The 25,555-nt window shown below is 69.9% G+C and carries 27 protein-coding genes and 2 pseudogenes; 18 read left to right on the top strand and 11 right to left on the bottom strand.

Annotated elements, in window-relative coordinates; all coding sequences use genetic code 11:
* Window positions 1-36: 36 nt before the first annotated feature.
* The 3 genes from GWK25_RS24240 to GWK25_RS24230 are packed head-to-tail and all read left to right on the top strand — an operon-like array spanning window position 37 to window position 2,137.
* Window positions 37-756, top strand: a complete 720-nt coding sequence (locus GWK25_RS24240; RefSeq protein ID WP_215457546.1) for a glycosyltransferase family 2 protein — start codon at window positions 37-39, stop codon at window positions 754-756.
* The gene (locus tag GWK25_RS24235) at window positions 753-1,370 is read left to right on the top strand and encodes a DUF2064 domain-containing protein (RefSeq protein ID WP_215452917.1); all 618 of its coding nucleotides are present in this window, start codon (window positions 753-755) and stop codon (window positions 1,368-1,370) included. The genes GWK25_RS24240 and GWK25_RS24235 overlap by 4 nt, the downstream gene beginning before the upstream one ends.
* Window positions 1,367-2,137 carry a bifunctional 2-polyprenyl-6-hydroxyphenol methylase/3-demethylubiquinol 3-O-methyltransferase UbiG gene (locus GWK25_RS24230; protein ID WP_215452915.1) on the top strand — a complete coding sequence of 257 codons (771 nt, stop codon included), beginning with the start codon at window positions 1,367-1,369 and terminating at the stop codon, window positions 2,135-2,137. The genes GWK25_RS24235 and GWK25_RS24230 overlap by 4 nt, the downstream gene beginning before the upstream one ends.
* 349 nt (window positions 2,138-2,486) lie before the next feature.
* On the opposite strand, the gene GWK25_RS24225 is transcribed toward GWK25_RS24230, so the two are convergent.
* Complete coding sequence (locus tag GWK25_RS24225; RefSeq protein WP_215452913.1) at window positions 2,487-3,749, bottom strand: molybdopterin-dependent oxidoreductase; 1,263 nt, start codon at window positions 3,747-3,749, stop codon at window positions 2,487-2,489.
* 115 nt (window positions 3,750-3,864) lie between these two features.
* On the opposite strand from GWK25_RS24225, the gene GWK25_RS24220 reads away from it, so the two are divergent.
* A complete protein-coding gene (locus GWK25_RS24220; RefSeq protein WP_215452910.1) occupies window positions 3,865-5,187 on the top strand; it encodes a hypothetical protein in 1,323 nt (440 codons plus the stop codon).
* Between the two features lie 76 nt (window positions 5,188-5,263).
* On the opposite strand, the gene GWK25_RS24215 is transcribed toward GWK25_RS24220, so the two are convergent.
* A complete protein-coding gene (locus tag GWK25_RS24215; RefSeq protein ID WP_215452908.1) occupies window positions 5,264-5,656 on the bottom strand; it encodes a DUF6223 family protein in 393 nt (130 codons plus the stop codon).
* Window positions 5,657-5,889: 233 nt separating this feature from the next.
* Here GWK25_RS24215 and GWK25_RS24210 point away from each other — a divergent pair, with 233 nt between their 5' ends.
* Window positions 5,890-7,017 carry a sensor histidine kinase gene (locus GWK25_RS24210; RefSeq protein ID WP_215452906.1) on the top strand — a complete coding sequence of 376 codons (1,128 nt, stop codon included), beginning with the start codon at window positions 5,890-5,892 and terminating at the stop codon, window positions 7,015-7,017.
* Window positions 7,014-7,679, top strand: a complete 666-nt coding sequence (locus tag GWK25_RS24205) for a response regulator transcription factor (RefSeq protein ID WP_215452904.1) — start codon at window positions 7,014-7,016, stop codon at window positions 7,677-7,679. Before GWK25_RS24210 ends, GWK25_RS24205 begins: the two co-directional genes overlap by 4 nt.
* Window positions 7,680-7,760: 81 nt before the next feature.
* Here GWK25_RS24205 and GWK25_RS24200 read toward each other — a convergent pair whose 3' ends face one another.
* Window positions 7,761-8,726, bottom strand: a complete 966-nt coding sequence (locus GWK25_RS24200) for an ankyrin repeat domain-containing protein (RefSeq protein ID WP_308404303.1) — start codon at window positions 8,724-8,726, stop codon at window positions 7,761-7,763.
* A gap of 244 nt (window positions 8,727-8,970) precedes the next feature.
* Complete coding sequence (locus tag GWK25_RS44805) at window positions 8,971-9,240, bottom strand: hypothetical protein (RefSeq protein WP_374200637.1); 270 nt, start codon at window positions 9,238-9,240, stop codon at window positions 8,971-8,973.
* Window positions 9,241-9,409: 169 nt separating this feature from the next.
* Here GWK25_RS44805 and GWK25_RS43665 point away from each other — a divergent pair.
* The 3 genes and pseudogenes from GWK25_RS43665 to GWK25_RS24195 form a co-directional block, all read left to right on the top strand.
* A pseudogene (locus GWK25_RS43665) lies at window positions 9,410-9,537 on the top strand (DUF1778 domain-containing protein); the annotation flags it as partial.
* Between the two features lie 25 nt (window positions 9,538-9,562).
* A pseudogene (locus GWK25_RS43660) lies at window positions 9,563-9,865 on the top strand (fic family toxin-antitoxin system, toxin component); the annotation flags it as partial.
* A 275-nt stretch (window positions 9,866-10,140) separates the two neighbouring features.
* Window positions 10,141-11,187 (top strand): PP2C family protein-serine/threonine phosphatase, encoded by a 1,047-nt coding sequence (locus GWK25_RS24195; protein ID WP_215452901.1) that lies wholly within the window; start codon window positions 10,141-10,143, stop codon window positions 11,185-11,187.
* 78 nt (window positions 11,188-11,265) lie between these two features.
* On the opposite strand, the gene GWK25_RS24190 is transcribed toward GWK25_RS24195, so the two are convergent.
* Together GWK25_RS24190 and GWK25_RS24185 are read right to left on the bottom strand one after the other, a co-directional pair.
* Entirely contained in the window at window positions 11,266-11,910 is a 645-nt protein-coding gene (locus GWK25_RS24190; RefSeq protein ID WP_215452899.1) for a dihydrofolate reductase family protein, read from the bottom strand.
* A 369-nt stretch (window positions 11,911-12,279) separates the two neighbouring features.
* Window positions 12,280-12,471: a hypothetical protein gene (locus tag GWK25_RS24185; RefSeq protein WP_215452897.1), complete on the bottom strand. Its 192-nt coding sequence runs from the start codon at window positions 12,469-12,471 to the stop codon at window positions 12,280-12,282.
* A 139-nt stretch (window positions 12,472-12,610) separates the two neighbouring features.
* On the opposite strand from GWK25_RS24185, the gene GWK25_RS24180 reads away from it, so the two are divergent.
* Window positions 12,611-13,162, top strand: a complete 552-nt coding sequence (locus GWK25_RS24180) for a GNAT family N-acetyltransferase (RefSeq protein WP_215452896.1) — start codon at window positions 12,611-12,613, stop codon at window positions 13,160-13,162.
* 130 nt (window positions 13,163-13,292) lie between these two features.
* On the opposite strand, the gene GWK25_RS24175 is transcribed toward GWK25_RS24180, so the two are convergent.
* Together GWK25_RS24175 and GWK25_RS24170 are read right to left on the bottom strand one after the other, a co-directional pair.
* Window positions 13,293-14,603 carry an FAD-binding oxidoreductase gene (locus tag GWK25_RS24175; RefSeq protein WP_215452895.1) on the bottom strand — a complete coding sequence of 437 codons (1,311 nt, stop codon included), beginning with the start codon at window positions 14,601-14,603 and terminating at the stop codon, window positions 13,293-13,295.
* Window positions 14,604-14,797: 194 nt separating this feature from the next.
* Complete coding sequence (locus tag GWK25_RS24170; protein WP_215452894.1) at window positions 14,798-15,394, bottom strand: TetR/AcrR family transcriptional regulator; 597 nt, start codon at window positions 15,392-15,394, stop codon at window positions 14,798-14,800.
* 51 nt (window positions 15,395-15,445) lie between these two features.
* Here GWK25_RS24170 and GWK25_RS24165 point away from each other — a divergent pair, with 51 nt between their 5' ends.
* Genes GWK25_RS24165 through GWK25_RS24155 form a run of 4 tightly spaced genes read left to right on the top strand, consistent with a single transcriptional unit; the run spans window position 15,446 to window position 18,623 of the window.
* Window positions 15,446-16,672, top strand: a complete 1,227-nt coding sequence (locus GWK25_RS24165; RefSeq protein ID WP_215452893.1) for an amidohydrolase family protein — start codon at window positions 15,446-15,448, stop codon at window positions 16,670-16,672.
* Window positions 16,669-17,523 (top strand): alpha/beta hydrolase, encoded by an 855-nt coding sequence (locus GWK25_RS24160; RefSeq protein ID WP_215452892.1) that lies wholly within the window; start codon window positions 16,669-16,671, stop codon window positions 17,521-17,523. The genes GWK25_RS24165 and GWK25_RS24160 overlap by 4 nt, the downstream gene beginning before the upstream one ends.
* 60 nt (window positions 17,524-17,583) lie before the next feature.
* Window positions 17,584-17,820: a hypothetical protein gene (locus GWK25_RS43655; protein ID WP_251829010.1), complete on the top strand. Its 237-nt coding sequence runs from the start codon at window positions 17,584-17,586 to the stop codon at window positions 17,818-17,820.
* A gap of 5 nt (window positions 17,821-17,825) precedes the next feature.
* Entirely contained in the window at window positions 17,826-18,623 is a 798-nt protein-coding gene (locus GWK25_RS24155; RefSeq protein WP_251830139.1) for an FAD-binding oxidoreductase, read from the top strand.
* Between the two features lie 132 nt (window positions 18,624-18,755).
* Here GWK25_RS24155 and GWK25_RS24150 read toward each other — a convergent pair whose 3' ends face one another.
* On the bottom strand, window positions 18,756-19,955 hold the full coding sequence (locus GWK25_RS24150) for a serine hydrolase domain-containing protein (RefSeq protein ID WP_308404302.1): 1,200 nt from the start codon (window positions 19,953-19,955) through the stop codon (window positions 18,756-18,758).
* A gap of 287 nt (window positions 19,956-20,242) precedes the next feature.
* On the opposite strand from GWK25_RS24150, the gene GWK25_RS24145 reads away from it, so the two are divergent.
* Window positions 20,243-20,671, top strand: coding sequence for a hypothetical protein (locus GWK25_RS24145; protein ID WP_308010737.1), 429 nt, complete (start codon window positions 20,243-20,245; stop codon window positions 20,669-20,671).
* 15 nt (window positions 20,672-20,686) lie between these two features.
* Here the strand turns inward: GWK25_RS24145 and GWK25_RS24140 are convergent, their stop codons facing one another.
* Window positions 20,687-21,724, bottom strand: a complete 1,038-nt coding sequence (locus GWK25_RS24140; protein ID WP_374200636.1) for a LacI family DNA-binding transcriptional regulator — start codon at window positions 21,722-21,724, stop codon at window positions 20,687-20,689.
* Window positions 21,725-22,286: 562 nt separating this feature from the next.
* The gene (locus tag GWK25_RS24135; RefSeq protein ID WP_215452890.1) at window positions 22,287-22,682 is read right to left on the bottom strand and encodes a GNAT family N-acetyltransferase; all 396 of its coding nucleotides are present in this window, start codon (window positions 22,680-22,682) and stop codon (window positions 22,287-22,289) included.
* A gap of 118 nt (window positions 22,683-22,800) precedes the next feature.
* On the opposite strand from GWK25_RS24135, the gene GWK25_RS24130 reads away from it, so the two are divergent.
* From GWK25_RS24130 to GWK25_RS24120, 3 genes are all read left to right on the top strand, one after another.
* Window positions 22,801-23,181: a hypothetical protein gene (locus tag GWK25_RS24130; RefSeq protein WP_251829009.1), complete on the top strand. Its 381-nt coding sequence runs from the start codon at window positions 22,801-22,803 to the stop codon at window positions 23,179-23,181.
* A 320-nt stretch (window positions 23,182-23,501) separates the two neighbouring features.
* Window positions 23,502-23,873 (top strand): hypothetical protein, encoded by a 372-nt coding sequence (locus GWK25_RS24125; RefSeq protein WP_215452889.1) that lies wholly within the window; start codon window positions 23,502-23,504, stop codon window positions 23,871-23,873.
* Window positions 23,874-24,486: 613 nt separating this feature from the next.
* The gene (locus GWK25_RS24120) at window positions 24,487-25,551 is read left to right on the top strand and encodes a sugar ABC transporter substrate-binding protein (RefSeq protein WP_215452887.1); all 1,065 of its coding nucleotides are present in this window, start codon (window positions 24,487-24,489) and stop codon (window positions 25,549-25,551) included.
* Window positions 25,552-25,555: the final 4 nt, after the last annotated feature.

Genomic DNA, 25,555 nt, shown 5'->3' with positions numbered 1-25,555 from the left:
CCACTGCGTCCGATAAGGGAACTTTGTCCTCGTAGGCTGAGAGCCGTGACTACCTCCTCTCCCCCGCCTTCGGGCGTCGATGTCGTGCTGCCCTGCCTGAACGAGGCGGAGGCCCTGCCCTGGGTGCTGGCCAGGATCCCGGCCGGGTGGCGCGCTCTGGTCGTGGACAACGGCTCGACCGACGGGTCGGCTGACATCGCGCGACGGCTGGGCGCGAGCGTGATCCACGAAGCGCGCCGCGGCTTCGGTGCCGCCTGCCACGCCGGGCTGACCGCCGCCACGGCCGACATCGTGTGCTTCTGCGACTGCGACGCCTCCCTCGACCCCTCGCTCCTCGTCCCCTTCGTCGACGAAGTGGCGGACGGGCGGGCCGACCTGGTGCTCGGCCGACGACGGCCGCAGGGCCGGGGGGCCTGGCCCGCGCACGCCCGGGCCGGCAATCTGGCGCTGGCCCGGATGCTGCGCCGCCGCACGGGACTGCGTCTGCGCGACCTGGGGCCGCTGCGTGCCGCCCGCCGCGAACCGCTCCTCGCCCTCGGGCTGACCGACCGGCGCAGCGGCTATCCGCTGCAGATGGTGGTGCGTGCCGCCGACGCGGGCTGGCGCGTCACGGAACACGACGTGCCCTACCTGCCGCGCTCGGGGGCCTCGAAGGTGACCGGTACCTGGCGTGGCACCTGGCAGGCGGTACGCGACATGAGCCGCGTCCTGAACGAAGCGCCGGCGTCGCTCGAGGCGGGAGGGGTCCGCCGATGACCACGCTCCTCGTCATCGCCAAGGAGCCGAGGCCTGGCCGGGTGAAGACCCGTCTCACTCCGCCCTTCACCCCCAAGGAGGCGGCGGCGCTGGCCGAGGCCGCCCTGATGGACACCCTGCGTGCGGTGGCCGCGGCTCCCGCGGACCGCCGTGTCCTGGTCCTGGCCGGAGAGCCGGGTCCCTGGCTGCCGCCCGGCTTCGACGTCGTACCGCAGCAGGACGGAGGGCTCGACGAGAGGCTCGCCGCCGCGTTCGCCGGTTGCGCGGGCCCCGCCCTGCTCATCGGCATGGACACCCCGCAGGTGACTCCGGACCTGCTGACGGTGGAACTCGCCGGACACGACGCGTACTTCGGTCCGGCCGAGGACGGCGGCTTCTGGGCGCTCGGGCTCGCCGAGCCGAACCCCGCTCTGCTGCGCGGGGTGCCCATGTCGTCGCCGCACACCGGGGCGGTCCAGCGCGCCCGACTGGTCTCCGCCGGTCTACGGGTCCACGACCTTCCGGTCCTGAGGGACGTCGACACGGCCGCCGACGCCGAAGCAGTCGCCGCGCTCGCGCCGCGCAGCCGGTTCGCGGCGGAGCTGTCCCGGCTGCGAGCGGTCAGCGGCCGATGAGGGGGCCGGGGCAGGACACCATACGACGGCCGGACTGGTCCTCGGATCCCTATGCCGACGCCCTGCGCTCCGGTCGGGGACCGCTCTTCCTGCGTCGGGGCGACGGCTGGCTGCTGCCCCTGGAGGTGGAGCGGTGGTGCGCCCGCGCCGACGCGGTGGACCTCGAGGCCCTGGAACGGTGCGAGGGAACCGTCCTCGACGTGGGGTGCGGCCCGGGGCGGCTGGTCGCCGAACTCGCCGCCCGGGGGCGGCCCGTGCTCGGCATCGACATCAGCCGGGCGGCCGTCGCCCACACCCGGCGGCTCGGCGGCCAGGCCCTCACCCGCTCGGTGTTCGATCCGCTGCCCGGCGAGGGGCGCTGGGACACCACCCTGCTCCTCGACGGCAACATCGGCATCGGCGGCGACCCGTCCGCCCTCCTGCACCGGACGGCCGAACTACTGCGTCCCGGAGGTCTGTTGATCGCCGAAACGGTGCCGATGGACGTGGACGAACGTGCCGAGGTCCGCCTCGTGAACGGGGTCGAGACGGGCGGGGAAGGCGAGTCCGCGTTTCCCTGGGCCCGTCTCGGCACACCCGCGCTGCTGCGGTACGCCCGTCCGCACGGCTGGCGCCCCTGTGCTCAGTGGTCGGCGGGTGGACGCTCCTTCGTCGCCCTGCGCACCCGCAGTGCCAGCAGCAGCGCCGAACCGCCGAAGAGCAGGGCCGTGATCAGCAACCAGCGGCCGAGGAAGCCGTCCGCCGGCTTGCCGGTCGCGGACGCGTAACGCTCCGTCACGCGTCCGCTGATCAGCGGGAACCACACCAGCAGGAGCAGTCCGGAGAGGGCCGCGGGCACACGCACGTACGCGGCCCTCCCCTGCCGCCTGGGCGGCACGGTCGGCGTCCCCGCCCGGTGACCGGGCGTGGCCGTCGCGCGGACGAGCGCACGGTCCGCCGCCGCGTACAGCGGTGCCAGGACCAGGTCGTGGACGACCGCGAGCCCGACGAACCACAGCGCGACGCCGAACCAGTCGTCCGCGAGCAGTCGCACCCCCGCGTATCCGGCGAGCGTGAACGAGCAAGCCAGGAGCAGCAGTTGAAGAGGGCTGCCCAGCGGCAGACGGTACTTCCCCATCACAGGTCTCCGAACGTCATCCGGGCCACCCACTTGGTGTTGAGCACACCGGGCGCGGCCGGCACGATGACGCGCGCAGGATAGCCATGGTCGGGGGACAACGACTCACCGTTGACGCCCAGGGCGAGCAGGGAGCGCGGGTCGCGGACCTGGTTGGCGCGCAGAGCGGCCCGGCGGAAGGCACCGCGCCGCTGGAGGGACTCCACCAGGACATCGGGGGCCGTCCCGGCCTCGTAGCCGACGAGCATGGCGAGATCACCCAGCCGTACGCCCCGCCACCACTGGTCGGAGGTGGACCAGCCCTCGACGCAGGCGATCGGCAGCGCCGCACTGTGCTGGGGCAGCTCCAGCAGCTCGGCGCGGCTCAGTCGGACGGTCCCCGAAGGCCCCGTGACGACCAGTCGCCACGCCTCCTCGCTCGTCTCGGCCGCGCTGATCCCCCTCGATGCGGCCGTCTTGTTGATCTGGAATCCGTTCGGCCCGCTGCCCGGCTCGGAGCCGCCGTGCGGGGCGAGGACGGCCGTACGCCGCAGCGGCCCGTCGATGTTCTGTCCCACGGTCGTGGCGAGGAGCAGCAGCGAGCCGCCGCCGACCAGCCGGAGGGCACCGCGCCGCGACACGGTGGGCTCGGCCGGGTTCGGGGAGACCAGCGACGGCTCCTGCGAGGAGACCGGAGGCGGGGTGGCTTCCTCTTCGCCCGCCCGCATCCGGCGCAGATTGCGAACGGCGGCCGGCGCCCTCAGCACCACGTGCACCGTGAACGCCGCGAAGAACACCCACGCTCCGTAGAAGTGCAGCGGATAGAAGGAGCCGGGGAAGACGTAGTCGAGCTGGACGTTCAGCACTCCGGTCACGAACTCGAACAGCACGCCGCCGACCAGCATCAGCAGCGAGATCCGTTCCAGGGCATGGGCCCAGGACCGCACCGGAGGCAGCTGGAACAGCCTCGGCAGCACCGACCACAGCTTGGCCAGCAGGATCGGGACCAGGGCGATCCCGAGGGTGACGTGGACGCCTTGCGTGAGCCGGTACAGCCAGTGCGGGTCCGTCGGCCAGGGGAACAGATAGAAGCCGAGGAGGCCCTTGTCCGGGGTCTTGTCGTTCACCGGCGACAGACCGGGGTTGTAGGCGGCGTACGACAGCAGCCCGGTCACGAACAGCACGGTGATCCCGGCGAGCAGGACCACGCCGAGGACGGAGGTGAACCAGGGGCCGCGCAGCGGGCTGCGCCAGAAGGCGGGGGAGGAAGGCAACCGTTCCATGCTCAGACGCTAGGCCCGGACCCCCCGGTCGGTGGGCGTGCGACTCATGACGAAACACTGACGTCCGCGCCTGTCGGGCGGATACCGGGTCCCCTCCGGCCTAACGTCTCGAGACGTGAACCGCGATCTCCGCCGCGACCTGTACGCCGTCGTCGCCGCCGCCCTGCTCGTTGTGACGGCCGCTGTGGTCGGCATAGCCATCAAACGCGCCGAGGACGTCCTGCACGTCGGATGGCCACCCCTGTACGCCAACTGGCTGCCTCACACCGGTCCCGGTACCCCCGCCGCGATCACCGTCGCCGTCGCCGTCGTGGCGTACGGCCCGACGCTGGCCGCCCGTCTTGCCTGGCGGCCCCTGCTGTGGACCGTGTGGGCCGCCGCCATGGCATGGACGTTCTCCCTCGCCCTCGTCGACGGCTGGCACCGCGGCATCGCCCGCCGGCTGACGACCAGGTACGAGTACCTCCAGGTCATCGACCGCTTCGACGACATCCACGCCGCCCTGCGGAGCTTCACCGACCACATCCTGCTCGGCAGCGCCGACCACTGGCCCCCTCATGTCGCCGGGCACCCTCCGGGGGCCACCCTCACCTTCGTCCTCCTCGACCGGATCGGCCTGGGCGGCGGAGGCTGGGCCGGGGCCCTCGTCATCACCGCCGGGGCGACCGGCGCGGTGGCGGTCCTCGTCACCGTACGGGCGCTGGCGAGCGAGGCACTGGCGCGCCGCGCCGCCCCCTTCCTCGTTCTGGTCCCTGCGGCGGTCTGGGCGGGCACCTCGGCCGACGGGTACTTCGCGGCGGTCGCCGCCTGGGCCGTGGCCTTCCTCGCCCTGGCGGTGACGGGGCACCGGCCACGGACGACCGCCTTCGCCGCCGGGCTCCTCTTCGGCCTCACCCTCTATCTGTCGTACGGCCTCACCCTGTTGGCCGTGATGGCCGCCGCCGTCCTGCTGCTCGGCTCCCGGCGGCTGCCGATCCTCCCGTACGCACTCGCCGGACTCGCCGTCGTCCCGGTCGCGTTCACCATGGCGGGCTTCAACTGGTGGGAGGCGTACCGCCTGTTGGTCGAGCGCTACTACCAAGGTGCGGGCGGCTTCCGCCCGTACGGCTACTGGGTGTGGGCGAATCTGGCCTGCACGGTCCTCGTCGTCGGCCCGGCCACGGTGGCGGGCCTGCGCCGCACGGGCGCCCTCCTCGCGCGCTGGCACGCCTCGCCGGTCGTCGAGCGCCGCCTCGGAGTGCTGCTGTGCGCGGCCCTGCTCATGCTGCTCGCCGCCGACCTGTCCGGGATGAGCAAGGCGGAGACGGAACGGATCTGGCTGCCGTTCGCGCTGTGGCTGCCGGCCGCGTGCGCCGCCCTCGACCGCCCCCGGGCGTGGCTGGCCGCGCAGGCGACGCTGGGCCTGCTCCTCAACCACCTGCTGCTGACGGGCTGGTGAGGCAGCGGCGTCCCGGGCGTCGGCGAACGGAGACGCCTCGGGCAGCGGCCGCGTGCACGTCGTGACCGGGCGATGGTCAGGCGGGCGTCCGATCGGCGGGCCGGGCTGCGCGCCGACCGCGGGTCAGGGCCCGGCGGCCGAGGAGTACCGCGCCCAGCCCCAGCGGGAGGGCCACGACGGCGCCGACGAGTCCGTTGCCGGTGCCGGGGCCGCCGTCGGCGGTGGCCACGTGCAGCAGCGCGAGCACCGTGCCGAGCGTTCCCGCCGCGATGCCCGCCGCCCCGGCGGTGCGCGCGTTGCCGACACCGCTTCGGCGGCCGACACGGCTTCGGCGGTCGGCGCGGGCCAGGGCCGACCAGGCGACGGCCAGACCGATCGCTCCCACCCCGAGAGCCAGGTTGGCCCCGGTCCGCCCGTCGCCGATGATCCCGCCCTCGGCGGCCGCCGTCAGTACCGCTGCAGCACTCATACCGCTCTCCTCCTGTTTCCGCGTCGCCGCTCGCGACGTCGGTGACCCTGGAGAGCATGCGCGCCGGCCCTCCTGCCGGTCGTCCGGCAGACGCAGGCACTTCCCCGTGCCGCCGCCGCGGCATCCGGATACCGCGGCGGCAGCAGGCGGGGGTCGGCTACCGCACCCGCGGTAGGCCACCGCTCCTCCCCCAGCAGGACCCGCCCACCGCCGCGTCCGACTACGGTGCACGCATGGACAAAGGACGGTTCGCTGTCCCCGTCGGAGTCAGCGACCGGGCGACCGCCCTGGGCGTGGCCGCACTGCTGCTGGGCACCGGGCTGTCCGGGCCGCACCCGTCCGGAGGGCGCGAGGTGCTCGGATCCGTACTGCTGGCGGCCGGCGGGCTGGCGCTGGCCGCGCGCCGCCGGGCGCCGCTCGTGGTTCTGGGCTTCACGGGGCTGTGTGCGGTGGGCTACCTGGCGGCCGGGATCGAGGCGCTCGCCGTCTCCTACCTGGTCGCGGTCTACGGCGCGGTGCGCGCCGGGCATCGTGCCGTCACGCTGGCTGTCTCCGTCGGCCTGCTGGCCGCGCTCCACCTCACGGCCCTGCTCCTGCACCACGGGCCGTTGCGCGAGGTCGTGACGCAGGCCCGGAACACCCTTGAACTCGCGTGGCTGATCGCCGCCTTCGCCGCCGGGGAGGCGGTACGGCAGGCCGAACGGCGGGCGGACGAAGCCGAGCGCACCCGCGAGGAGACCGCGCGCCGCCGGGCGGACGAGGAGCGGCTGCGCATCGCGCGGGAGCTGCACGACTCGCTCACGCACCAGATCTCGGTCATCAAGGTGCAGTCCGAGGTCGCCGTCCACGTGGCCCGGCGCCGCGGTGAGCAGGTGCCCCAGGCCCTCCTCGCGATCCAGGAGGCCGGCCGGGAGGCGACCCGGGAGCTGCGCGCGACCCTGGAGGCGCTGCGCGACGACGACACCACCCCGCCGCCCGGACTCGACCATGTTCCCCACCTGGTGAAACAGTTCCAGGGCACCGGCCTGGAGACGACATTGACGATCGGGGGACGTCCGCACGCCGTCCCGGCCCTGGTGAGCCGCACCGCCTACCGGATCGTTCAGGAATCGCTCACCAACGTCACCCGGCACGCCGCCGCCACCGCCGCCTCGGTCCTCATCGACTACCGGCCGGACGCCCTCACCGTCCGCGTCGACGACAACGGAAGGGCCACGTCGCACCCCGTCCCGACGCCAGGACTCGGCATGCTCGGGATGCGTGAACGCGTCACGGCGCTGGGCGGCCGTCTGCGGGCCGAGCCGCGCAGCGCGGGCGGCTTCACCGTCCAGGCCGAACTCCCCACGGACGGAGCGTCGTGATCCGGGTCCTGCTGGTCGACGACCAGCCGCTCCTCCGCAGCGGATTCCGCGCGCTGCTCGACCTCGAGGACGACATCGAGGTGGTGGCCGAGGCCGCCGACGGTCGGGAGGGTCTCGCGCTCATGGAGCGACTGCGGCCCGACGTCGCGCTCATCGACATCCAGATGCCCGTCATGGACGGCATCGAGGCGACCCGACGCATCGCCGCGGACCCGGCCCTGGCCGACGTACACGTGGTGATGCTGACCAACTACGGCATGGACGAGTACGTCTTCGACGCGCTGCGCGCCGGAGCCGCCGGGTTCCTGGTCAAGGACATCCTGCCCGAGGATTTCCTGCACGCCGTACGGGTCGCCGCCCGGGGCGACGCCCTTCTGGCGCCCGCCATCACCCGCAAACTCATCGACCGCTACGTCGCTCTGCCCCTGCCCGCCCGCGCCGGCGGCAGCGGGCTGGAGGCGCTGACCAGCCGTGAACGCGAGGCGGTCGCGCTGGCCGCACACGGCCTGTCCAACGACGAGATCGCCGACCGCCTGGTCATCAGTCCGGCGACCGCCAAGACCCACATCAACCGGGCCATGACCAAACTCCACGCCCGCGACCGCGCCCAACTGGTGGTTCTCGCCTACGAATCCGGCCTGGTCACTCCACGCGGCGCCTGACCCCCGCAACCGGCGGCCGGCCGCACATCACCCGCTCCGGTGCCCGCCGAGCCCTCTCGGTTCACGGTGTCGCACGCCGTGTCACCTGCTCCAGTAGTCGCGGCGTGGCAGTTCGACCCACACATCGGGTGGCCCGACGACGGCGCGCCGGTCGGTCAGGCGCAGTCCCACGAAGGCGCAGGCGTAAGCGACGGCGCTGTGCTGGTAGAGGTACGAGGCCAGCACCTCCGCGGAGGAATCGCCCTCGTCCGGTCCTCCGCCGGGGTGCAGGTCAGAGCCCTCGATCGTTCCGTCCCGGGCGACGCTGCCCTGGTTGCCGCTCTTGGGATTGGCGTAGAGGCCGTAGCAGACCGTGCCGACGGACAACCGGGCCAGCACGCCGGGCATCTGCGGCGCGTAGCCCCAGGGCTGGGTGACGACGCAACCGCCCGGCACGGACGTCACGCCGACGATGTGCAGGCTCTCGTCCATGTCGTAGGCGTAGGGATCCTCCAGGAAGTCGTCCATCACAGCGAGGAGTTCGCCGTTCACCGGCGTCGCCTGAAGACGGCGCACCGCCTCGTCCGCGTCGATACCGGCCACGCAGGCCAGCCCCGTGCCGTCGTAGTAGAACTCGCCCAGCGCCTTGGTGAGCCGATCGGCCTCCTGCGCCGCCGCCCGCTCGGTGTCGGTCAGAGCTGTCCCTTCCGGTACGGGGAACAACTCGGGCGTCGGTCCGGCCAGGCTCAGTCGCCCCGGCGACCAGCCGCCGAGGGACGGCCGCCAGGGATCGGCCCCGGCGGCGGCGAGCGCACGTGCGTTGTCCGCTTTCCTGGACAGCACCGCTTCCCACAGAGCCGTCACCCCGTCCTCCAGCGCGTCGACGTCCGCGACCCGGCGGGCCAGTTCCGACACGGCCTCCGGGGAGCCGAAGACCGCCGCCCGGTGCAGGGGCAGACCCCCGCTCCATCTCTCCGGGTCGGCTCCTTCGTCGAGACGTCGGCGAATGTCGTCGGCATCCGACCAGTCCCAGCCCATGCCGACCCATCCCCCACTTTCCGCTGCCACCGCTCCCCCTCGAACACGTCGCACGCCTTGGCGCCGCTTCGCCACACTCTCCCGCAGGCGCAGTGCGAACGGCACGGGCGCGTGTTCGCGCAAGGCCCCTCCCACCGTCCTGGCTCGCTGACCGGACTCTACCGTCGGCGAAAGCGCCGAGGGCACGGCGCCGGGCCTGCCCGGTTGGCGCTCGACGGCCGAACAAGCCACCTCGTGCAGCGGCTTGACGGTGTGACAGCTACCGCGGAGCCGATCAGGGGCTGGGCGCCTGCCAGTTGGGGGCGCCGCCCCTGCTGTCGGGAGAGGGCAGGCCTCTCTGGGACAACGGCGCGGCGCCGAAGTAGGAGCCCTGTTGTCCCTGATTCTGCGGGCGCTCGGGTACGGCCCTCCCGGGGAAGTGCGGTTCCAACATGCGGTGCACACGGTCGGCTTCGTCGCGCGCTCGGGCGGGGATGTCGCCCCTCTCGGCGACAAGGCGGCTGTAAATCGGGGTTTCCAGCGATATGACTGGCTGTGTTGACATGCCGAAACCCTACGGTGCGGCGCTGACATCGCGGTCCACCCCTCATGATGGGCGGCGGTCCACCTCTCGTGACCGACGGCCATGCACGGCCGGTGGTCGCTCCGGTGCCGGTGACCTTGGACAGCCAGGTGGTCTCGCCGGCACCGTCGATATGCCCCACCCCAAAGCGATGAACCTCCGCTTCCCCGGCCCTGAGCAGCGGGCCGCCATCGCCGCAGCCGCGAAGCAGGCGGGGGTCAGCATGCAGGAGTTCATCCCTCTGCGGCCTACGACCGTGCGACCGCCGTGGAGCGCCGGTCCCGGGAGCTTCACGTCACGCAGTGTGACCCAGCCGCAACCGGTGGCGCTCGACGTCGGTTTCTTGCTGCACACCGCCGAGCTTCTCGCCGGCGCCCCCAGGTCGACGACTACGGACCGCTCTGCGCCGCGGTCGCCCGGGGCAACGCGCGGGCACTGGAGCGGGACATCTACGGGTCCCTGGCACGCGACCGAGGCTTACCTGACGCTGAACTCCCGCGCACTCGACTACTCACCGAAGGCGGCCGTCGCCCTCGTACGCGACGCGACCGCCGGAACACTCGGCATAGCCCGGATCGCCCGACACCTGCGCGACTGGCGCACCGCGGGACCCACCTCGCGCCTTGCGGGCCTTGCAAGCTGTCGGCATCGCGGGTCATTACGGTACGTGACCGTCCATGCGGGTCCTTGCGGGTGTTCTCAGCGGACACGCCCCTGCCGGGCACCCCCACGACGCCTGGTACACGGAGCCGACGTGAATATGCGTTTCACCTGACCCGATGACCGCTTTGTTGTAGTTACGATTCATTCGTGCCTACTTTGAGGCGACAGCGACACCGTCGCCCACGCGGTGACCGATGGGACGCTGTCCGGCTGTCACCGGTGATCCTCACCCTCCTCATCGCCGCGCTGGCGTTCGCGACGCCGAGGGACATCGCCGTCAGCCGCCTCCTGCCCGCAGCACCCGCTCTGGCCGCCTCGATGTGGACCGTCCTCCCCACGATCCTCCTGGGCGCGTTCTGCGGGCTGATCATGCTCAGCCTGAATTTCTTCTACACCGATCTGGGGACTCCTTACACGGCGGCCGCGATCGCGGCCGTCACCCTGGCCGCCGCCTACGCGAGCCACGTCCGCATCCGGCGGGAGGAGGCCCTCCTCCAGATCCGGCTCGTCGCCGACGCCGCCCAGCAGGTGCTGCTGCGACCGTTGCCGAGCCGTCTCGGAGGCATCGAGATCGAATCGCTGTACGTCGCGGCACAGGCGCAGGCCCGGATCGGCGGCGACTTCTACGAGGCTGCGGAAACACCTCACGGCGTCCGTCTCCTCCTGGGAGACGTGCGCGGCAAAGGCCTGTCCGCGGTGGGGGCCGCCTCCGCTCTGATCAGCTGCTTCCGAGAGGCCGCATACGACGAACCCGACCTGACGGGCGTCATCCGGCGCCTGGAGACCAGCATCGGCCGCCACAGCGCCGCCCACCCCTCCCAGGACCTCCCGGAGCGCTTCGCCACCGCTCTGCTCGCGGAGATCCCACGCGACGGCGGCCACGTCAAACTCCTCAACTGCGGGCACCCACCGCCACTGCTCGTGCACCGAGGCGAGACGTACGTCCTGGAGCCCAGCGAGCCCTCGCCGCCCCTCAACCTCGCGGCACTCGTCAAGGACAACTATCACGCCGACATCGTGCCCTTCACCCCGGGCGACCACCTCCTGCTCTACACCGACGGCGTGACGGAGACCCGGGATCACGACGGCGAGTTCTTCCCCCTGCATCACTGGATGCGACAGCAGAACCCGGTCTCACCCCACCAGCTCCTCGACCGACTCCACGAGGACCTGCTCCGCTTCAGCGACGGAAGACTCGACGACGACATCGCGGCGCTCTCCGTGCTGTACCCGAAGTCCAGCCCCCTCGACGCGAGCGACAGGTAGGCGATGAGCGGGCCGGCTCCTTGGGAGTCCGCCTCCGAGGTGCTGCCGGTCGGCGGTCCGCGGGTCAGGTGCCCGGCCTCAGTCGGCGCGGCCGAGGCCGCGATCAGGTGCGCTCATGTCCCCCGTGGCAGGCGTGCCGTCGGCGAGTCCGTAGCGCAGGTACACGGCGCCCTTGGGACCCGCCGCCGGCGGTTCGAGGAGGGTGAGGTTCGTGGGCACCTCACCGCCGTCGAACACCTTCTTGCCCACTCCGAGCACGATCGGGTGCACCCAGAGGTCGAGACGGTCGAAGAGCTTCTCCCGCAGCAGACTCTGCACCAGGTCCAGGCTCCCGACGACCTTCACGTGCTCGTGCCGGTCACGGATCTCGCGTACCGCGGCGGCCAGATCCGGGCCGAGCTGCGTGGAGCCGGCCCACGACAGGTCGGGCCTGCCACGGGAGGCCACGTACTTCGGGACACGGTTGAAGAGGTCGGCGATCTCGCCGTCCTCGCCGCCCTTCTGGTGCGGCCAGTAGGCGGCGAAGATGTCGTACGTCCGCCGACCGAGCAGAAGGGCGTCCGTGCCCTCGTACGCGGCGCCGATCTGCGCCCCGGCGACCTCGTCCAGCAGGGGCGCCTGCCAGGCGCCGAACGGGAACCCGGCCGGGTCCTCGTCGGGGCCGCCGGGCGCCTGCCCGACGAGATCGAGAGTCGCGAACAGTTCGATGTGGATGAGGCCCATGGCTTGCTCCCGATGAGGTGGTCGTCCCGGTCAGAAGGTAGACCGGTGGGAACCGGCGAACTCATCGCCGCGCGGGCCCATGCCGATCTGGCCCCCGCCGACAGGTCGCCCTGCGGGCGCCGACGACCCCGTTCGCGACTGCGGGCGGGTTCGTCGGCGCCGGGTCACGGATGGTGCCGGCGAGTGTGCGGTCCGCTCCGCAGGCGCCCTGGTCGGCATCGTCGGCCAGGGCGCCTGCGTCCTCCCTCTCCGTCCGCGTCGTCCCCACCCCCGGCTGTCGCGCCGCGTCCCGGAGAGCCCGAGGTCATCTCAGGCGCCTCGTGCTCATCACCACCGGCCTCGGCATCGACGTCCAGCGGAACTCACGCGTCACGACACGTACCGCGTCGCGCTGTTCGTCCCGCCGGGGGGGGTGAGCTCGACGTGGAAGCCCCACCAGAAGGCACGGACGGTGACGCCTGCGCCGCGGGACCCGTCCCGCGTGAGGACCTGGAACGGGGACTCGTGGAACGTACTCGCCTCGACGTCGGCGCCCTCCCGGAGCGGGGTCCTGGTGACCACCGCGCATACTCCCCGAATGGCATGCACATGAGGGAAGGTGGACCGGAAACTCCCCTGGCCGAGAGGCTTGCGCCACCGCACGAGCCGGAACCCGGTGAGGGCTTGCCCCTGGCGGGTGCGGGATGGACATGATCGCTTCATGGATCAGCACTCGGTGACCCTGGACCGGATCACTTCGCAGGACGGGCCGGCCATACACTCATGGGCATCTCTGGCGGAGGCCTGTCGCTATCAGGCGTGGGGACCGAACACGGAGGACGAGACCCGGGACTTCGTCGAGGCTGCGGTCAAGGCCTGGTCGGACGCCCCCCAGCGCCGCTTTCCCTATGTGGCCCGCCTCGGCCGAGACGCGGTGGGGCTGGGGGAACTGCATGTCCGGAGTGCCGTCCAGCGTCAGGCGGAGATCTCCTACAGTGTGCATCCGCGCGTCTGGGGCCGGGGCATCGGGACGGAGATCGGGCGGCAGCTCCTTGCCCGCGGCTTCGGCGAGTTGGGGCTCCATCGGATCTACGCCACGTGCGACCCGCGGAACCTCGCCTCGGCCCGGGTGCTGGCCAAGCTCGGTATGACGCACGAGGGACGCCTGCGTCACACACACTTGATCCGCGACGGCTGGCGAGACTCTTTGGTCTTCAGCATCCTCGCTGAGGAGTGGCATCCCGCCACGCCGCGGACCGCGCCGGACGCGTAGACCAGCCCGGCATCGTCCAGCTGTCCCGCCACGCCGTCGGGTACCCGCTACCCGCATACGGGACATGATCGACGCTGCCGCGATGGAGGGTCGGACAAGATCAGTCGGCCCGGCTGGTCGCGGCCCGGCGTCAGCCGAGGACTGTGCCCGTGGATGCGGCTGGCCGACGTCGGCGTGAGAAGGCACCGAGGTCGATGGTCTGGCCGGTGTGTTCGCAGGTGTGCGTGAGCGCGCTGCGATCGTGGTCGTGCCCGCCTTCGACACCGTGGATCAGGGTGGTCATGAGGCGGCCCACCAGAGGGGCGTTCTTGAACTGGTTGCCGCTGGTGCCAATGGCCACGTAGAAGCTGGCAAGATCGGTGCGGTCGTAAACAGGGGTCCAGTCGTCGGTCACGTCGTACACGCCTGCCACCCCTTTGGGCTTGTTGGGAACGCGCAGACCGGGCAGCCGACGAGCCGCCCGCGTCACCTGCGTTCTGAACTGCGACACGGTCGGGAGGGGGCTCCCGTCGTCCGGATCATCGAGCCATTCCAGCGGGTCGCACTCGGGTTCCGTGCCGCCGACGAGCAGGAACTCCCTGCCCTCGGGCCGTATATATGTGCCGAGGTCCATATCGGCGAGCACCGGTGCCTGACGGTCGCCGCCGACGTCGTGGTAGCCGGCGGGGGCCGCTACATGGTGCACCTCCTGGCGAAGCGGCCGCAGGCCGACCGTGAAGTCGCCGCCCACTCCGGCGAGCCGGTTCAGCTGTCCCGACCATGGGCCGGCCGAGTTGACGACCACCCCGGCGGAGAGTTCGGTTCCCTCCTCGAGGCGCACCCCGCGCACGTGTCCCCCGCGCCGCATCACCGCGGTGACCTCGGTCTTCCAGCGGAAGGTGGCTCCGTGCCGCTGGGCGGCCGCAGCAAGGTTGCGCGCGGCGAGCTGCGGGTCGTCGACGAAGCCTCCGTCGGGTGTGTGGAGAGCGCCGAGCCGAGCGGATGCGTCGGCGAAGAACTCGTCGTCATCCACAGGGCGGGGCGGGAAGTACCGGCCGGTGTCCACGGCGGGCAAGCGCTCGGACAGCTCCTGTGCATCCCATTCCTCGTACGGGACACCGACCTTGTCGAAGTGGCGCGTGAACAGGCTGCGGGGTGCGAAGTCCACGTCCAGCATGGTGACGCCGCAGCGGTTGAACGCTGCGAGGGGTTCACCGGCGGGTGCTTGGAGGTGGTCGCGCCATGCTTCCCAGCAGTGAAGGGACTCCCACGCGGCCTTGACGCCCGCGATCGTGGGATAGGTGAAGCGGACCACGGCGCTCGATGCGCTGGTGGAGCCGTTGCCTGCGCCGCCGAACTTGTCGACGACGACCACCCGCAGGCCGCTCCGCGCCAGTTCGAGAGCGATGGAGGATCCGATGACCCCGGCCCCGACGACGACTACATCTGTGCTCTCAGCCACGTTTCAACTCACCTTCTTGTCGCCGGACCAGACGGTTTCTGCGGCGGAGCGGCGGGTCGCCGCTCCGCCGCTGTCCGCACCGTACGCGGGTAAGAGGCCACGTCCGGCGACTGTTGTCGTCACTTTCCGTTGCCATACCGCACCGTTTTGTCGCGCATGTGCACCGGTACTCAGCCGTGAGGGCCGCCGGCCGCTCAACATTCCGGACGTGATCGTGGAGCGGGTCGGCCCTCGCGCATGCGCAAGATCAAGGTGACCGCGTCCTCCGAGCGGGTCCCGGGAGTGAGGAGCTCCTGCAGGAGGAGGCCCCGAATCGCGGCAATGGTGACGGTGGCCGCCTCCCGCGCTTCCCCCGCGTCGAGCCCTTCGCGTTCCGCGAGTGAGGACAGCATCACGGTCAGGTCGTCGATCGACTCCACGAACTCACGGAAGTCCTCGGGGGCGTACGCGGCCAGTCCGACGACGTAGAAGAAGCCGCGGACACGCGACAGCTGCTCCGGCCGGGTGTAAGCACGCCAGATCGCCACGACGAAATCGTCGAAGGTGCCCTGCTGGGCGGCCTCCAGAAGCGCCTCGTTGTCACGGGAGCGCTGGGCCGTGAGCATGGCGGCCAGGACGCCCGGGAGCGACCCGAAGTGGTAGCGCAACAGGGCGTGGCTGGTCTCGATGCGGGCGGCGATCTCACGGAGCGACATCTCCGGCGGGGGAAGGGCCTCACCGAAGGCGTCGAGAAGCCGCACCAGGAGTCGCTCACGCGCGCTGCCGTTGCGTTGCGAGGTTGACAGGATCACTCCCGCAGTTTATCCATTGGAAAAGACGGATGCAACGGCGGAGGATCGACGATGGGACCTGCTCATGTGGTCGGCGCGACGGTCATCGACGGATCAGGACGTGACCCCAGCAGCCTCGATCTCACGATCGAGAACGGCCGCATCACCCGACTCGGCGGCTCCAGCACGCACGGCGAGCGTCTCGATGCCGAGGGACTGACGATGACGCCCGGCCTGATCGACGCTCACGTCCACCTGGGCCTGTCGAGCCCGATCCAGCCGCACTTCTCGTTCCGGATCAGCGCCGCCGAGATCGCGGCGGACATCTTCGCCACGGCCGGCGCGACGCTCGACGCCGGCTTCACCACCGTTCGCGACACCGGCGGGATCGACGGCGGTGTCGTCACCGCGATCGCGAAGGGCAAGGTGAAAGGGCCGCGCGTCCTGTCGTGCGGACCTGTTCAGTGCCAGATCGGTGGGCACGGCTACTACGGCGCCGAATGGGAACCCACCGAGCTGTGGAGCAGCCACCACATCCCGGGCCTGTGCGCCCTGTCGATGATGGCCGGCAACGCGGACGAGCTGCGGCACAACGTCCGCGAAGCCTTCCGTCGCGGAGCCTCCTTCCTGAAGCTCTGCGTGACAGGCGGAGTGGTGGGCGAACATGATCGACTGACCGACACCCAGTTCACCGTCGAAGAGATCGCTGTCGCAGTTCAGGAAGCTGCGGCGCGGAACACCTATGTGACCGTCCACGCCCACAACAACCAGGGCATACGCAATGCGGTCGAGGCCGGGGCGCGCTGCGTCGAGCACGGCACCAGCCTCGACGAATCCACGGCGGCTCTGATGGCCGGTCGCGAGGTTGCCCTCGTGCCCACGTTCGCCGTCGTCGAGCAACTGCTGCACGACACCGCCGAGGCCGGTCTCGCCGCGTCGGCCCGCGACCGGGCCAAGGGCGTACGCGAGCAGATGGCGCGTGCGCTCGCTGTCGCCAAGCACGCGGGAGTACGGATCGGGCTGGGTTCCGATCTCATCGGTCCGGCCCAGCATCGGCGCGGCAGAGAACTCAGCCTTCGCGCAGCCCTCGGGACGCCGATGGAAGCGCTCGTGGCAGCGACCCGGACCAACGCGGAGATCCTCGGCCTGTCCGGCCAGGTGGGTGTCATCACTCCCGGCGCGCATGCAGACCTCGTTCTCTGGGACGGCAATCCGCTCGAAGACCCGGAACTGTTCTCCGACCCCACCAACGCCGTCCTCGTCATCCAGGCCGGCAAGATCGTAAAGGACCGCAGATGAGCACCATGTGGCAGGGCTGCCTCCCCCACACCGACTACTTCGAGATGCGCTCCAGCGGTGGGCACGACTACGGCGTCTGGGTCACCACGCCACCGCACTACGACCCTGCCACGGAGCCGGCGCCTGTCGTGTACGTGCTCGACGGCAACTGGGCCGTGGGTCTGACCGCCCCACTCATCGTCACGCAGCTGGACCCCATGCAGGCGATGCAGCCCTACGTCCAGGTCAGCGTGGGCTACGCGGGCGAGGAAGCCGAGCTCTGGGAGCGGTTGCGCAACCGCGACCTCGTGCCGCCCGGGGAACCCATCGCGAAGGAGTACATCGATGCGGTGGAAATGGGGGTCGAAAGGGGTGTGACGACTCGCGAGCAAGCCGACGCCTACCTCGCTGAGTTGAGCGACAGCCGCGGGGACATGTTCCTGAACTTCCTTACCGACGACCTGCACCCGCGAATCGAACGCGACTACGGCACAGCCCCGAGCGGTCACGGCCTCTTCGGCTACTCCTACGGCGGACTCTTCAGCCTCTACGCCTGGCTCACCAAGAGCACCTTCTTCGAGAGCATCGGCGCGGGCAGCCCGGGCATCGTGAATGCGGACAGTCAGGTCTTCGCTCGGCTTGAAGCCATGGGTGACACCCTGCCCGACACCAAGCTGCACGTGACCTTCAACGAGCAGGAGATGCTCGGAGACCTGGCGGTCTACCAGAATCTCGCGAAGAACACGGCCACGTTCCTTCACCGCCTCATTTCACGCGGCGGATCCGTCACCAGCGCACTCATGCACGAGACGCATGTGACCGGGCTGCAGGCATCGTTCCTCAGCTACCTCAGGACCTGCCGCGCCCAGTGAGCCCGGACGCCGTGGCTCTCCTTCCGTCCCATGTGAGTCGACTTCTCTGGAGGTGTGCGGGTGGCCGAGCGTGACACCGTCAGCACGACGCCCCGTGCCGTGGGTATCGCCGAAGCGCTCAGGCGACGGCTGCCCGCCGGCCGGGTGGTGACCGATCCGGACATCGTCGCCGGCCTCTCGCACGACCAGGCGGTGTGGGCGCCTGTGGGCCGAGCGGTGGCGGTCGTGCGCGCCAAGAGCACCGACGAGGTCCAGACCGTGGTGCGTCAAAGGGGGTTGCCGGCTATGACCTTGTGAGCCTCATGGTGGGTGCCGAGGGCACTCTGGGTGTCATCACCGAGATCACGGTCCGGCTGCGACGCCTGCCTCCTGTCGGCGTGACCGCCGTCGGCTACTTCGACAACGTCGGGCAAGCCGGTGACGCGGTGCGGGCGACGACTGCCGCAGGGTTGCGGCCGGCCGCGCTGGAACTCGTCGACCGGCACTGCCTGCGCACGGTCGACGCCTGGAAGAACATGGGACTCTCCGCCGAGGCAGACGTGGTGCTCCTGGCCCGTTTCGACGATGACGGCCGCGCCGCCGAGGAAGGCGCCCGCAAGATGGCCGACTGCTTCCGCGCCGCCGGCTCGACCTGGGCGGACCGGTCGGAGACGGAGGAAGAGGCCGAGATGCTCTTCGCGGCCCGCCGGCTGGCCTTCCCCGCGCTCGAGCGGCTGGGGCCGGTCCTCACGGAGGACGTCTGTGTGCCCATCGGGGCGGTGGCTGAGATGCTGGCCCGCATCGACCGGACCGCTGAGAGGCACCGGATCACCATCGCCAACATCGCGCACGTCGGCGACGGCAACTTGCATCCGCTGCTTGTGACGGAACACGGTGACGCGGCGGCTCAGGTCCGGGCCCGTGCGGCGTTCGACGACATCATCGCAGACGCACTTGAACTGGGCGGCACGGTGACGGGTGAGCACGGTGTGGGACTGCTCAAACGGCCAGGTCTCGCCCTGGAACTCGGCCCAGCCGTCCTGCAGATGCATCGCGCGGTGAAGCACGCTCTCGACCCGGCCGGGATTCTCAACCCCGGCAAAATTTTCGGTCCCGCATGATCCCTTGGCCACGTACGGGCTCCTGCTTCAGGGGCATCACATGGGAGATGGCTCGTGAAGGCCAGACTCAGGAAGAAGGGAGCTCGGACCTCGCAGAGCCGCTACCTGGAAGTCACGCGGCTGGCTCCGAGGCTACTGGTGCCGTGGGAGTGCCTGTGCCTTCTGCCCCGAAAGAGTCTTGTAGACGGTACCGGCGAGGTCGGGCAGCGTGTCCCCTTCGCCAACGGCGCTGTTGACAGCAATGGCGATGATCATGCCAGTCTTCGGGAAGTACATGTGCAGCACCCGGTTTCCAAATGTGGCCCCCTCATAGGCCCAGACCGTCCCGGCCACAGGATGGACGAACTTCACGACACCGAGCCCGAAACCCATGGGATCGTCGGCCGTGACGCTCTTGATGGGCTTACTCGTCTTCGCCGAGACCAGGGACTCCAGCTCGCGCTGCTGCGCTGAGGGCAGCAGGCGACCGCTGTACAGCGCCCTGTCCCAAGCCGTCATGTCTCTCAGTGAACTCACCAGGCCACCCGCCCCCTGCGCCCAGGACAGGCGGAGCCGAGGAAGTGACTTGTTGAGATGCTTCGGCAGGACGGAATGGGTGGAGTACGGCGTCGGCATGCGCGAGGCCGTGTCCGGAGGACAGTCCGGGGGGAGGCAGGTGTCGTTCATTCCGAAAGGTTCGATGATGTGCTCGGCGAGCCGCTCATGGTAAGTATCCTGCGATGCTTCTTCGACAATCATCTGCGCGAGGAGGTAGTTCGTATTCGAGTACTCGTACTTCGCGGGACCCAGTGGCAGGCCCTCCACATAGGACATCAGGCGCTCCAGCGTGAAGCCCGTGGAGGGATCGGCGTCGAAATCCTCCAGGAACGCATTCTGCTCGGTGTAGCTGGGGATGCCGCTGGTCATCGACAGCAGTTGCCGGATGGTGACATCGCGCCAGGCCGGATACTGGGGAAGCCACTTTCCCAGCTTGTCCCGTATGGACAGCTTTCCTTCGGCCTCCAGTTGAAGCAGCAGCACGGACGTGAACGCCTTGGTGTTGCTGCCTATCTGCCACAGCGCCTTGCTGTTCACCGGTCGACCACCGCCGTAGCGGGACGTTCCCGCATCGACCGAGATATCAGGTCGCTGATCGGCATAGGTCACCCGAAGGGAGACCGCCGAGAAATGATCCTTGGTGCCCTGAGCGTCCAGGTATTCCTCAAGGTCACTTCGCAGTGACGCGGTGGCACTGCGAACGGATGGCTCCACCGCTGCGTGCGCGACGGCCGGCCCACTTACCGACACCATCATCCCCGACACACTCGCCGGGGTGACCGTCGCCAGGGCCACGAGACGCTTCCCTTGTTGACCACCCCGACGACGAAGCCTGTACCTCATTTTCGCCATTCCTCCATCGAATTGAACAGAACCGGGAACGACGATCACGCTACGCAGTGGAGGCACGGCAGGTAATAGGGGCAACCCCCGCTTGGTAGTGGTGCTGACCCCCGAAGTGAGGCCAATTACGTTTCAGGAACCTCCCTTTGCGATTGTCAAGCCGCAGACGCGGCTGGTTGTGCGGCCTATTCCGTTGCCAAGCAGTGAGGCGCGGGGACCTCGGTCCGTATGATTTCGCGGTGAGGATCTGGATGGAACGCCCTGGCAGGACCGACGTCGAGGCGGTCGTTCGCTGCTACTTCAGCCTGCTCCGAGCCGGGAGAATCCCTGAGGCCGAACAGCTCATCGATCACCATCCGGTCCGTCACGTGCTCAAGGCGCTGTGGACCGGTTCTGTCGGAGCGAGTGCCGACGGGGACGAGCCGAGCGGAAGCCCTGCCGCCGACGATGACGAACGTGAGGTGGACCCGGACCCGGATCTGGACCCCGATCGGGATCTGTCCTGGCTCGGCGAACTGGATCTCGCGGACTTCCACTGGGGTGACACCGGCAGCCACGTCTACGTCGAGATCGCCTACCGCGCGCGGATCATCGAGGTGTCATTGGGCTTCTGGGTCAGGCCCACGGACGCCGGCTGGGTCGTCACGGGGCCGTCCACCTACTGGTAGGACGTCCGGGGCGGCTCACGTCGTGCCGCGGACGTTCAAGTTCGGCGTCAGGACGATCGGGGGCGGCTGCTCCCCCGCGAGGAGCCGCTCGACCTGGTGGATGGCCAGTTCGCCCAGCCGTCGCTTGTCGAGATGGAGGGTGGTCAGGGGCGGGTCGACCAGATCGACGACACTCAGCCCGTCGTAGCCGACCAATGCGCAGTCGTCCGGCACGTGGACGCCGAGCCGACGGGCGGCCCGGAGCACGCCGATCGCCACCAGGTCGTTGAAGGCGACCACGGCGGTGAGGTCCGGCCGCGCGGCGTACAGCGCCTCGAACGCGTCGGCACCTCCGGCCGGGGACTGCTCCCCCATGACGATCCAGCCCTCGTCGACGGGCAGCGCATGTTCGTCGGCGACTTCGAGGAAGGTGCGGCGCCGGACCAAGGGGGCGGTCACGCACTCGCAGTCGATCATGCCGATCCGGCGGTGCCCGAGGTCGATGAGGTGCCGCATCCCGGCCCGGATGCCGGCGGCGGTGTCGATGTGGACCAACGCGTGGGCCGACGAGTCGGGCCCACGATCGACCACGACCAGCGGCACGTTGCCGATGTAGGGCTCGAGTTGTGCGTCGGAGTGACTGATGTAGCCGACAACGGCGTCGACCTGTTGGCCCAGTGAGCGGACCAGGGACAGCTCCCGGGACCGGTCGTTCTCGGTGCTGGCCACGAGCACCTGCCAGTCGCGTTCGTCGGCGGCCGCGATCACTCCTGCCACGAACTCCGGGAAGAAGGGGTTGACCACGTCGGGGACGATGAGCCCGACAGATACGACGTCGGGGCGGACCAGCCCTCGGCCGAACCGGCTGGGCCGGTACCGCAACTGCCTCGCGACATCGAGCACGCGTTGTTGAGTCGCCGGATCGATCTCCCCCTTGCCGTTGATCGCCCGGGAGACGGTCTGATGGGACACGCCCGCCGCCTGAGCGACGTCACGAAGCGTGACACGCTTGCCCGTTCTCGCGCCCCGCGCCCGCTGCTCTTCCGTTTCCCGCTGTCCGGCCACGCCGCCCACTCACTTCAGTTCCTGTGCCGCCCTGCGTCCAAGTCAATCAGGTCCCCCGACACGCCGCGCCATCGCCGGACTGCCACGCGCCACTTGCCCAACTGGACCCGTGCGCTGGACCCGTGCGGACGGCGAGCCGTCCGGCGGCAGTGGTTGACGGAATCCGCTCCCCTGCTCCAGAATCCCGTTAACGGTCACGTTAACGGTAACGGAGCAGAAAGGGGTAGCACCGTGGCTTCTTCGAGGGGGCCTTTACCGCACGAGCCGCACCAGATGTTCCGAAGCGTGTTCCGCGGCTGGCACGCAGAGGCAGACGTCTTCTCGGCGCTGCCGGACGCACCAGTGCAGCCGGATGATCCGCTGCCGTGGTGGCGCCGGTTGCGGGTGCGACGGCAGAGGCCGAGCGGCGGCGGAACTCCGCTCCACCGCTCAGCGGCGCGTCCGCTGGGCTGTGCCGCTACCCGTGGGGAGGGCCGCGGTTGAAAGGAAGTGCGCCGGTCGGGAGCCGAGGTATGCACGCGGCGCGGTGGACTGACCCGGTGCGGCCCGGGTCAGAGTTCGGCCCACCGTGTCACAGGGCAATCAGTCCGGCAGCCGTCTCCTTGAAGCCGCAGGCGTCGACGTAGAACGCACGAAGGTGCTCCTCGAAGTCGACGTGGAGCCACTCGCACTTCGCGACACGAGCCTCGTGCGCGGCAGCGGCGACCAGAGCACCGCCCACACCGCTCCGCCCGCGGTGCGGGGCGACCACCGTGTCCAGCAGGAAGGCGTGAACCCCGCCGTCCCAGGCCACGTTCACGAAGCCGATCAGTGAGCCGTCTTCCCAGGCGCAGACCCAGCCGAGGCTGTGGCGCTCAAGTCGTCCCCGCCAGTCGGTCCGAGCGATCGGGTGTCCGAAGCCCTCGGCATGCAGTGCGTCGAGGGCGGTGTTGTCGAATTCGCCGCGCCACTCGTACTCGATCGCCATGTGCCGATCGTAGAGTCCGCTCAGGGCCGGCAGGGCACATAGCGGAATGAGGAGAGCGCGCCGGGGTCGACCCTGAGAGGGTGCGGTTCGCTTCGATCTCGAACTCGACACGTCCCTCATGTTCGACCTCGACCAGGCACTCGGCGAGTACGCGGAGACGCACGGCTCCGGGCCCACAACTGACGGGCGTATCGAGATCGGGTACATCTACGCGACGATTCGTTTCGAGTCCCGTCTGCACCCCGACTACACCTCGGTGGAATGCTGGGCTGCGACGTCGGCGATGAGTCGCTTGTTCGCCAGGTCGGCCGGCGTCAGGAAGGTGTTCACCGACCTCACCGCCGACAGCGGAGGGGTGTGCTGCCTGTTCGACACCGGTGACGGCGCCCCCGAGCAAGTGTGCTGGCTCAACCGTGAACCTGTTCAGGAGCAGGTCTCAAGCCCCCGCTTCCCAGATCGACGAGCACTCGTGGCGGCTTGGTCCGACTCCGGGAAGTGAGCAGCCGGTGCGCCTCGCGGGCGTCCGGGCCGCATGAGGTCGGCCCGTTGCAGCGTGTGGCGCCGGTGCGGCCCAGGAAGAGGTCGTGTGCGACTCTCCGCGTCACATGAGTGAGGGCGGAGGCCAGGCGTATGCATGGGGCGGGAGTGGCAGTGGCCGCGTTGGCGTTGGCGGCGGTGCTGACCGGCTGCGGTGCTGGTGACGACAGGAGCGGCACCACGGCCGGGTCGGCCACGGCGAGCGCTCGCGAGGCCGGGAAGAGGGGCGGGGAGAAGGTCGAGGATGAGTTGACCGCCGCTACCGTGCGTAGCGATTTCCGCATGGCTGCCTCCTCGGCCGCTGGGGCGGGGCCGCTTCGGTTCCTCGACCTGGGCGAGTCGGCTCATCCCTGCCGCGTGTGGGGCATCTCGCGGACCGACGGCATGCTGGAGCGTAAAGCCGTCGCGCCGTTGCTCACTGTGCTGAAGCAACGGGGCTGGCGGGTGAGAAACACCCTCCCGGTCGAGGAGCGCGGCTCCTTCGGCTGGATCCTGGAGAAGAACCGCTGGGAGGTGTTCCTGGCCGTGGGCGAGGCGCCCGAGGGAGCCGGGATCGTCTTCGACTCCAGTGGGACGGCGTGCGGGGTGCCCCTGCCCTCGAAGCCCGCCACCCTGGAACCCCCGGAGCGCCCCACCCCGCCCGCCCCGCACTGAGCCACGCCCCCCTGCCAGGCGCCCGTCCTCCCGCCTCGCTGCAGCCCCGCAGCCCGGAGCCCGGTGATCCACAGCCCCACGGAACGCCTTCTCGCAGAGCGGTGAAAGTCCACAGCAGGTAGGGGGCCTTGTTCCCTGTCCACTGCTCGGTGACCGAGCCCGAGGTCACGTTGCCGCCGCTGGTCGGCGTGACTGTTCCACTCCTGCTGTCGGCACGCGGCGACGTTGCCGGGTCGCGCTCCAGCCGTCGGCGACCATGCCGTTGGCGCGGTTCTCCCGCTCGTCGGGATCGAAGTTCCCACCGGCCGACTTCGGCTGTTCTGGTACATGTGCCGCGGACACCCCTCGCTCTCCAGACGCGGCGCCGTCGGCACCCACGGCCTCCATGGACATCAGCCCCGGCAAGCATTGATGGGATGGGTCGTCCGCCAGGGATCACGCGAGGAAAGCGAAGACCGCCCATTGGGCTGGCATTTCGCAATCACCTCCTTCCGACCACTAGACACACCCCCTCGCCGTCACTTACAAACATCCCATCTCTCGATCCAGGCTGCTCTCCGCCTCACGGCGCCAAACACGCCCGTCATCCATCCGCTCAGCGCGAGGACACCCGATGAGACTCAGAACCACCTTCTGCTCAGCTGTTGCCGCCCTGTCCGCACTGGCGTTACTCACGGCCTGTGGCGGGGACGCGCAGACCACGTCCACGACGAGCGGCAAGCCGCTGGTCGGCGTCGACTACCCGCGTTCCGACACCGACTTCTGGAACTCGTACATCAAGTACACGCCGGAGGCCGCCAAGGAGCTGGGCCTCTCCCTGAAGACCACCAACTCGCAGAACGACGTCGCCAAGCTGACCGCGAACGCGCAGACGTTCATCAGCCAGGGCGTCAAGGGCGTGGCGATGGCCCCGCAGGACACGGCCGCCGTCGCGCCGACCCTGTCGCAGCTGGAGGCCAAGAAGATCCCGGTCGTCACGGTGGACACCCGTCCCGACACCGGCAAGGTGTACATGGTCGTGCGGGCCGACAACCGCGCGTACGGCGAGAAGGCGTGCCAGTACCTCGGTACCAAGCTCGGCGGCAAGGGCAAGGTCGTCATGCTGCAGGGCGGCCTGGACTCCATCAACGGTCGTGACCGCACCGAGGCGTTCAACGAGTGCATGAAGAAGAACTACCCGGATGTCACCGTGTTCGGTGAGGCCACCAACTGGGACGGCGCGGTCGCCGCGCAGAAGCTCCAGACGCGTCTGACCCAGCACCCGGACATCAAGGGCGTCTACATGCAGTCCAGCTTCGCCCTGTCCGGCACCCTCCAGGTGCTCAAGCAGAAGGACCTGCTGGTCGGCCCCAAGGACAAGAAGCACGTCTTCGTCGTCTCCAACGACGGCATCCCCGAGGAGCTCAAGTCCATAGCCGAGGGGAAGATCGACGCCACCGTCTCGCAGCCGGCCGACCAGTACGCCAAGTACGCCCTGTACTACCTCAAGGCCGCGATCGACGGGAAGACGTTCGCGCCCGGCAGGACCGACCACGACAGCACCATCATCGAAGTCCGCGACGGAGTGCTGGAGGACCAGCTCTCCGCCCCGCTCGTCACCGCCGACGGCGGCACCTACGGCGGTGTGGCCAGTGTGAAGAGCGACAGCACCTCCCTGTGGGGCAACAACCTCGGCTGACGGT

It is taken from the genome of Streptomyces sp. ATCC 21386 (genome assembly GCF_018728545.1).
Lineage (GTDB): Bacteria > Actinomycetota > Actinomycetes > Streptomycetales > Streptomycetaceae > Streptomyces.
Note: the sequence above shows the minus strand (reverse complement) of the source record. Positions and strands in the feature narration are given on the sequence as shown.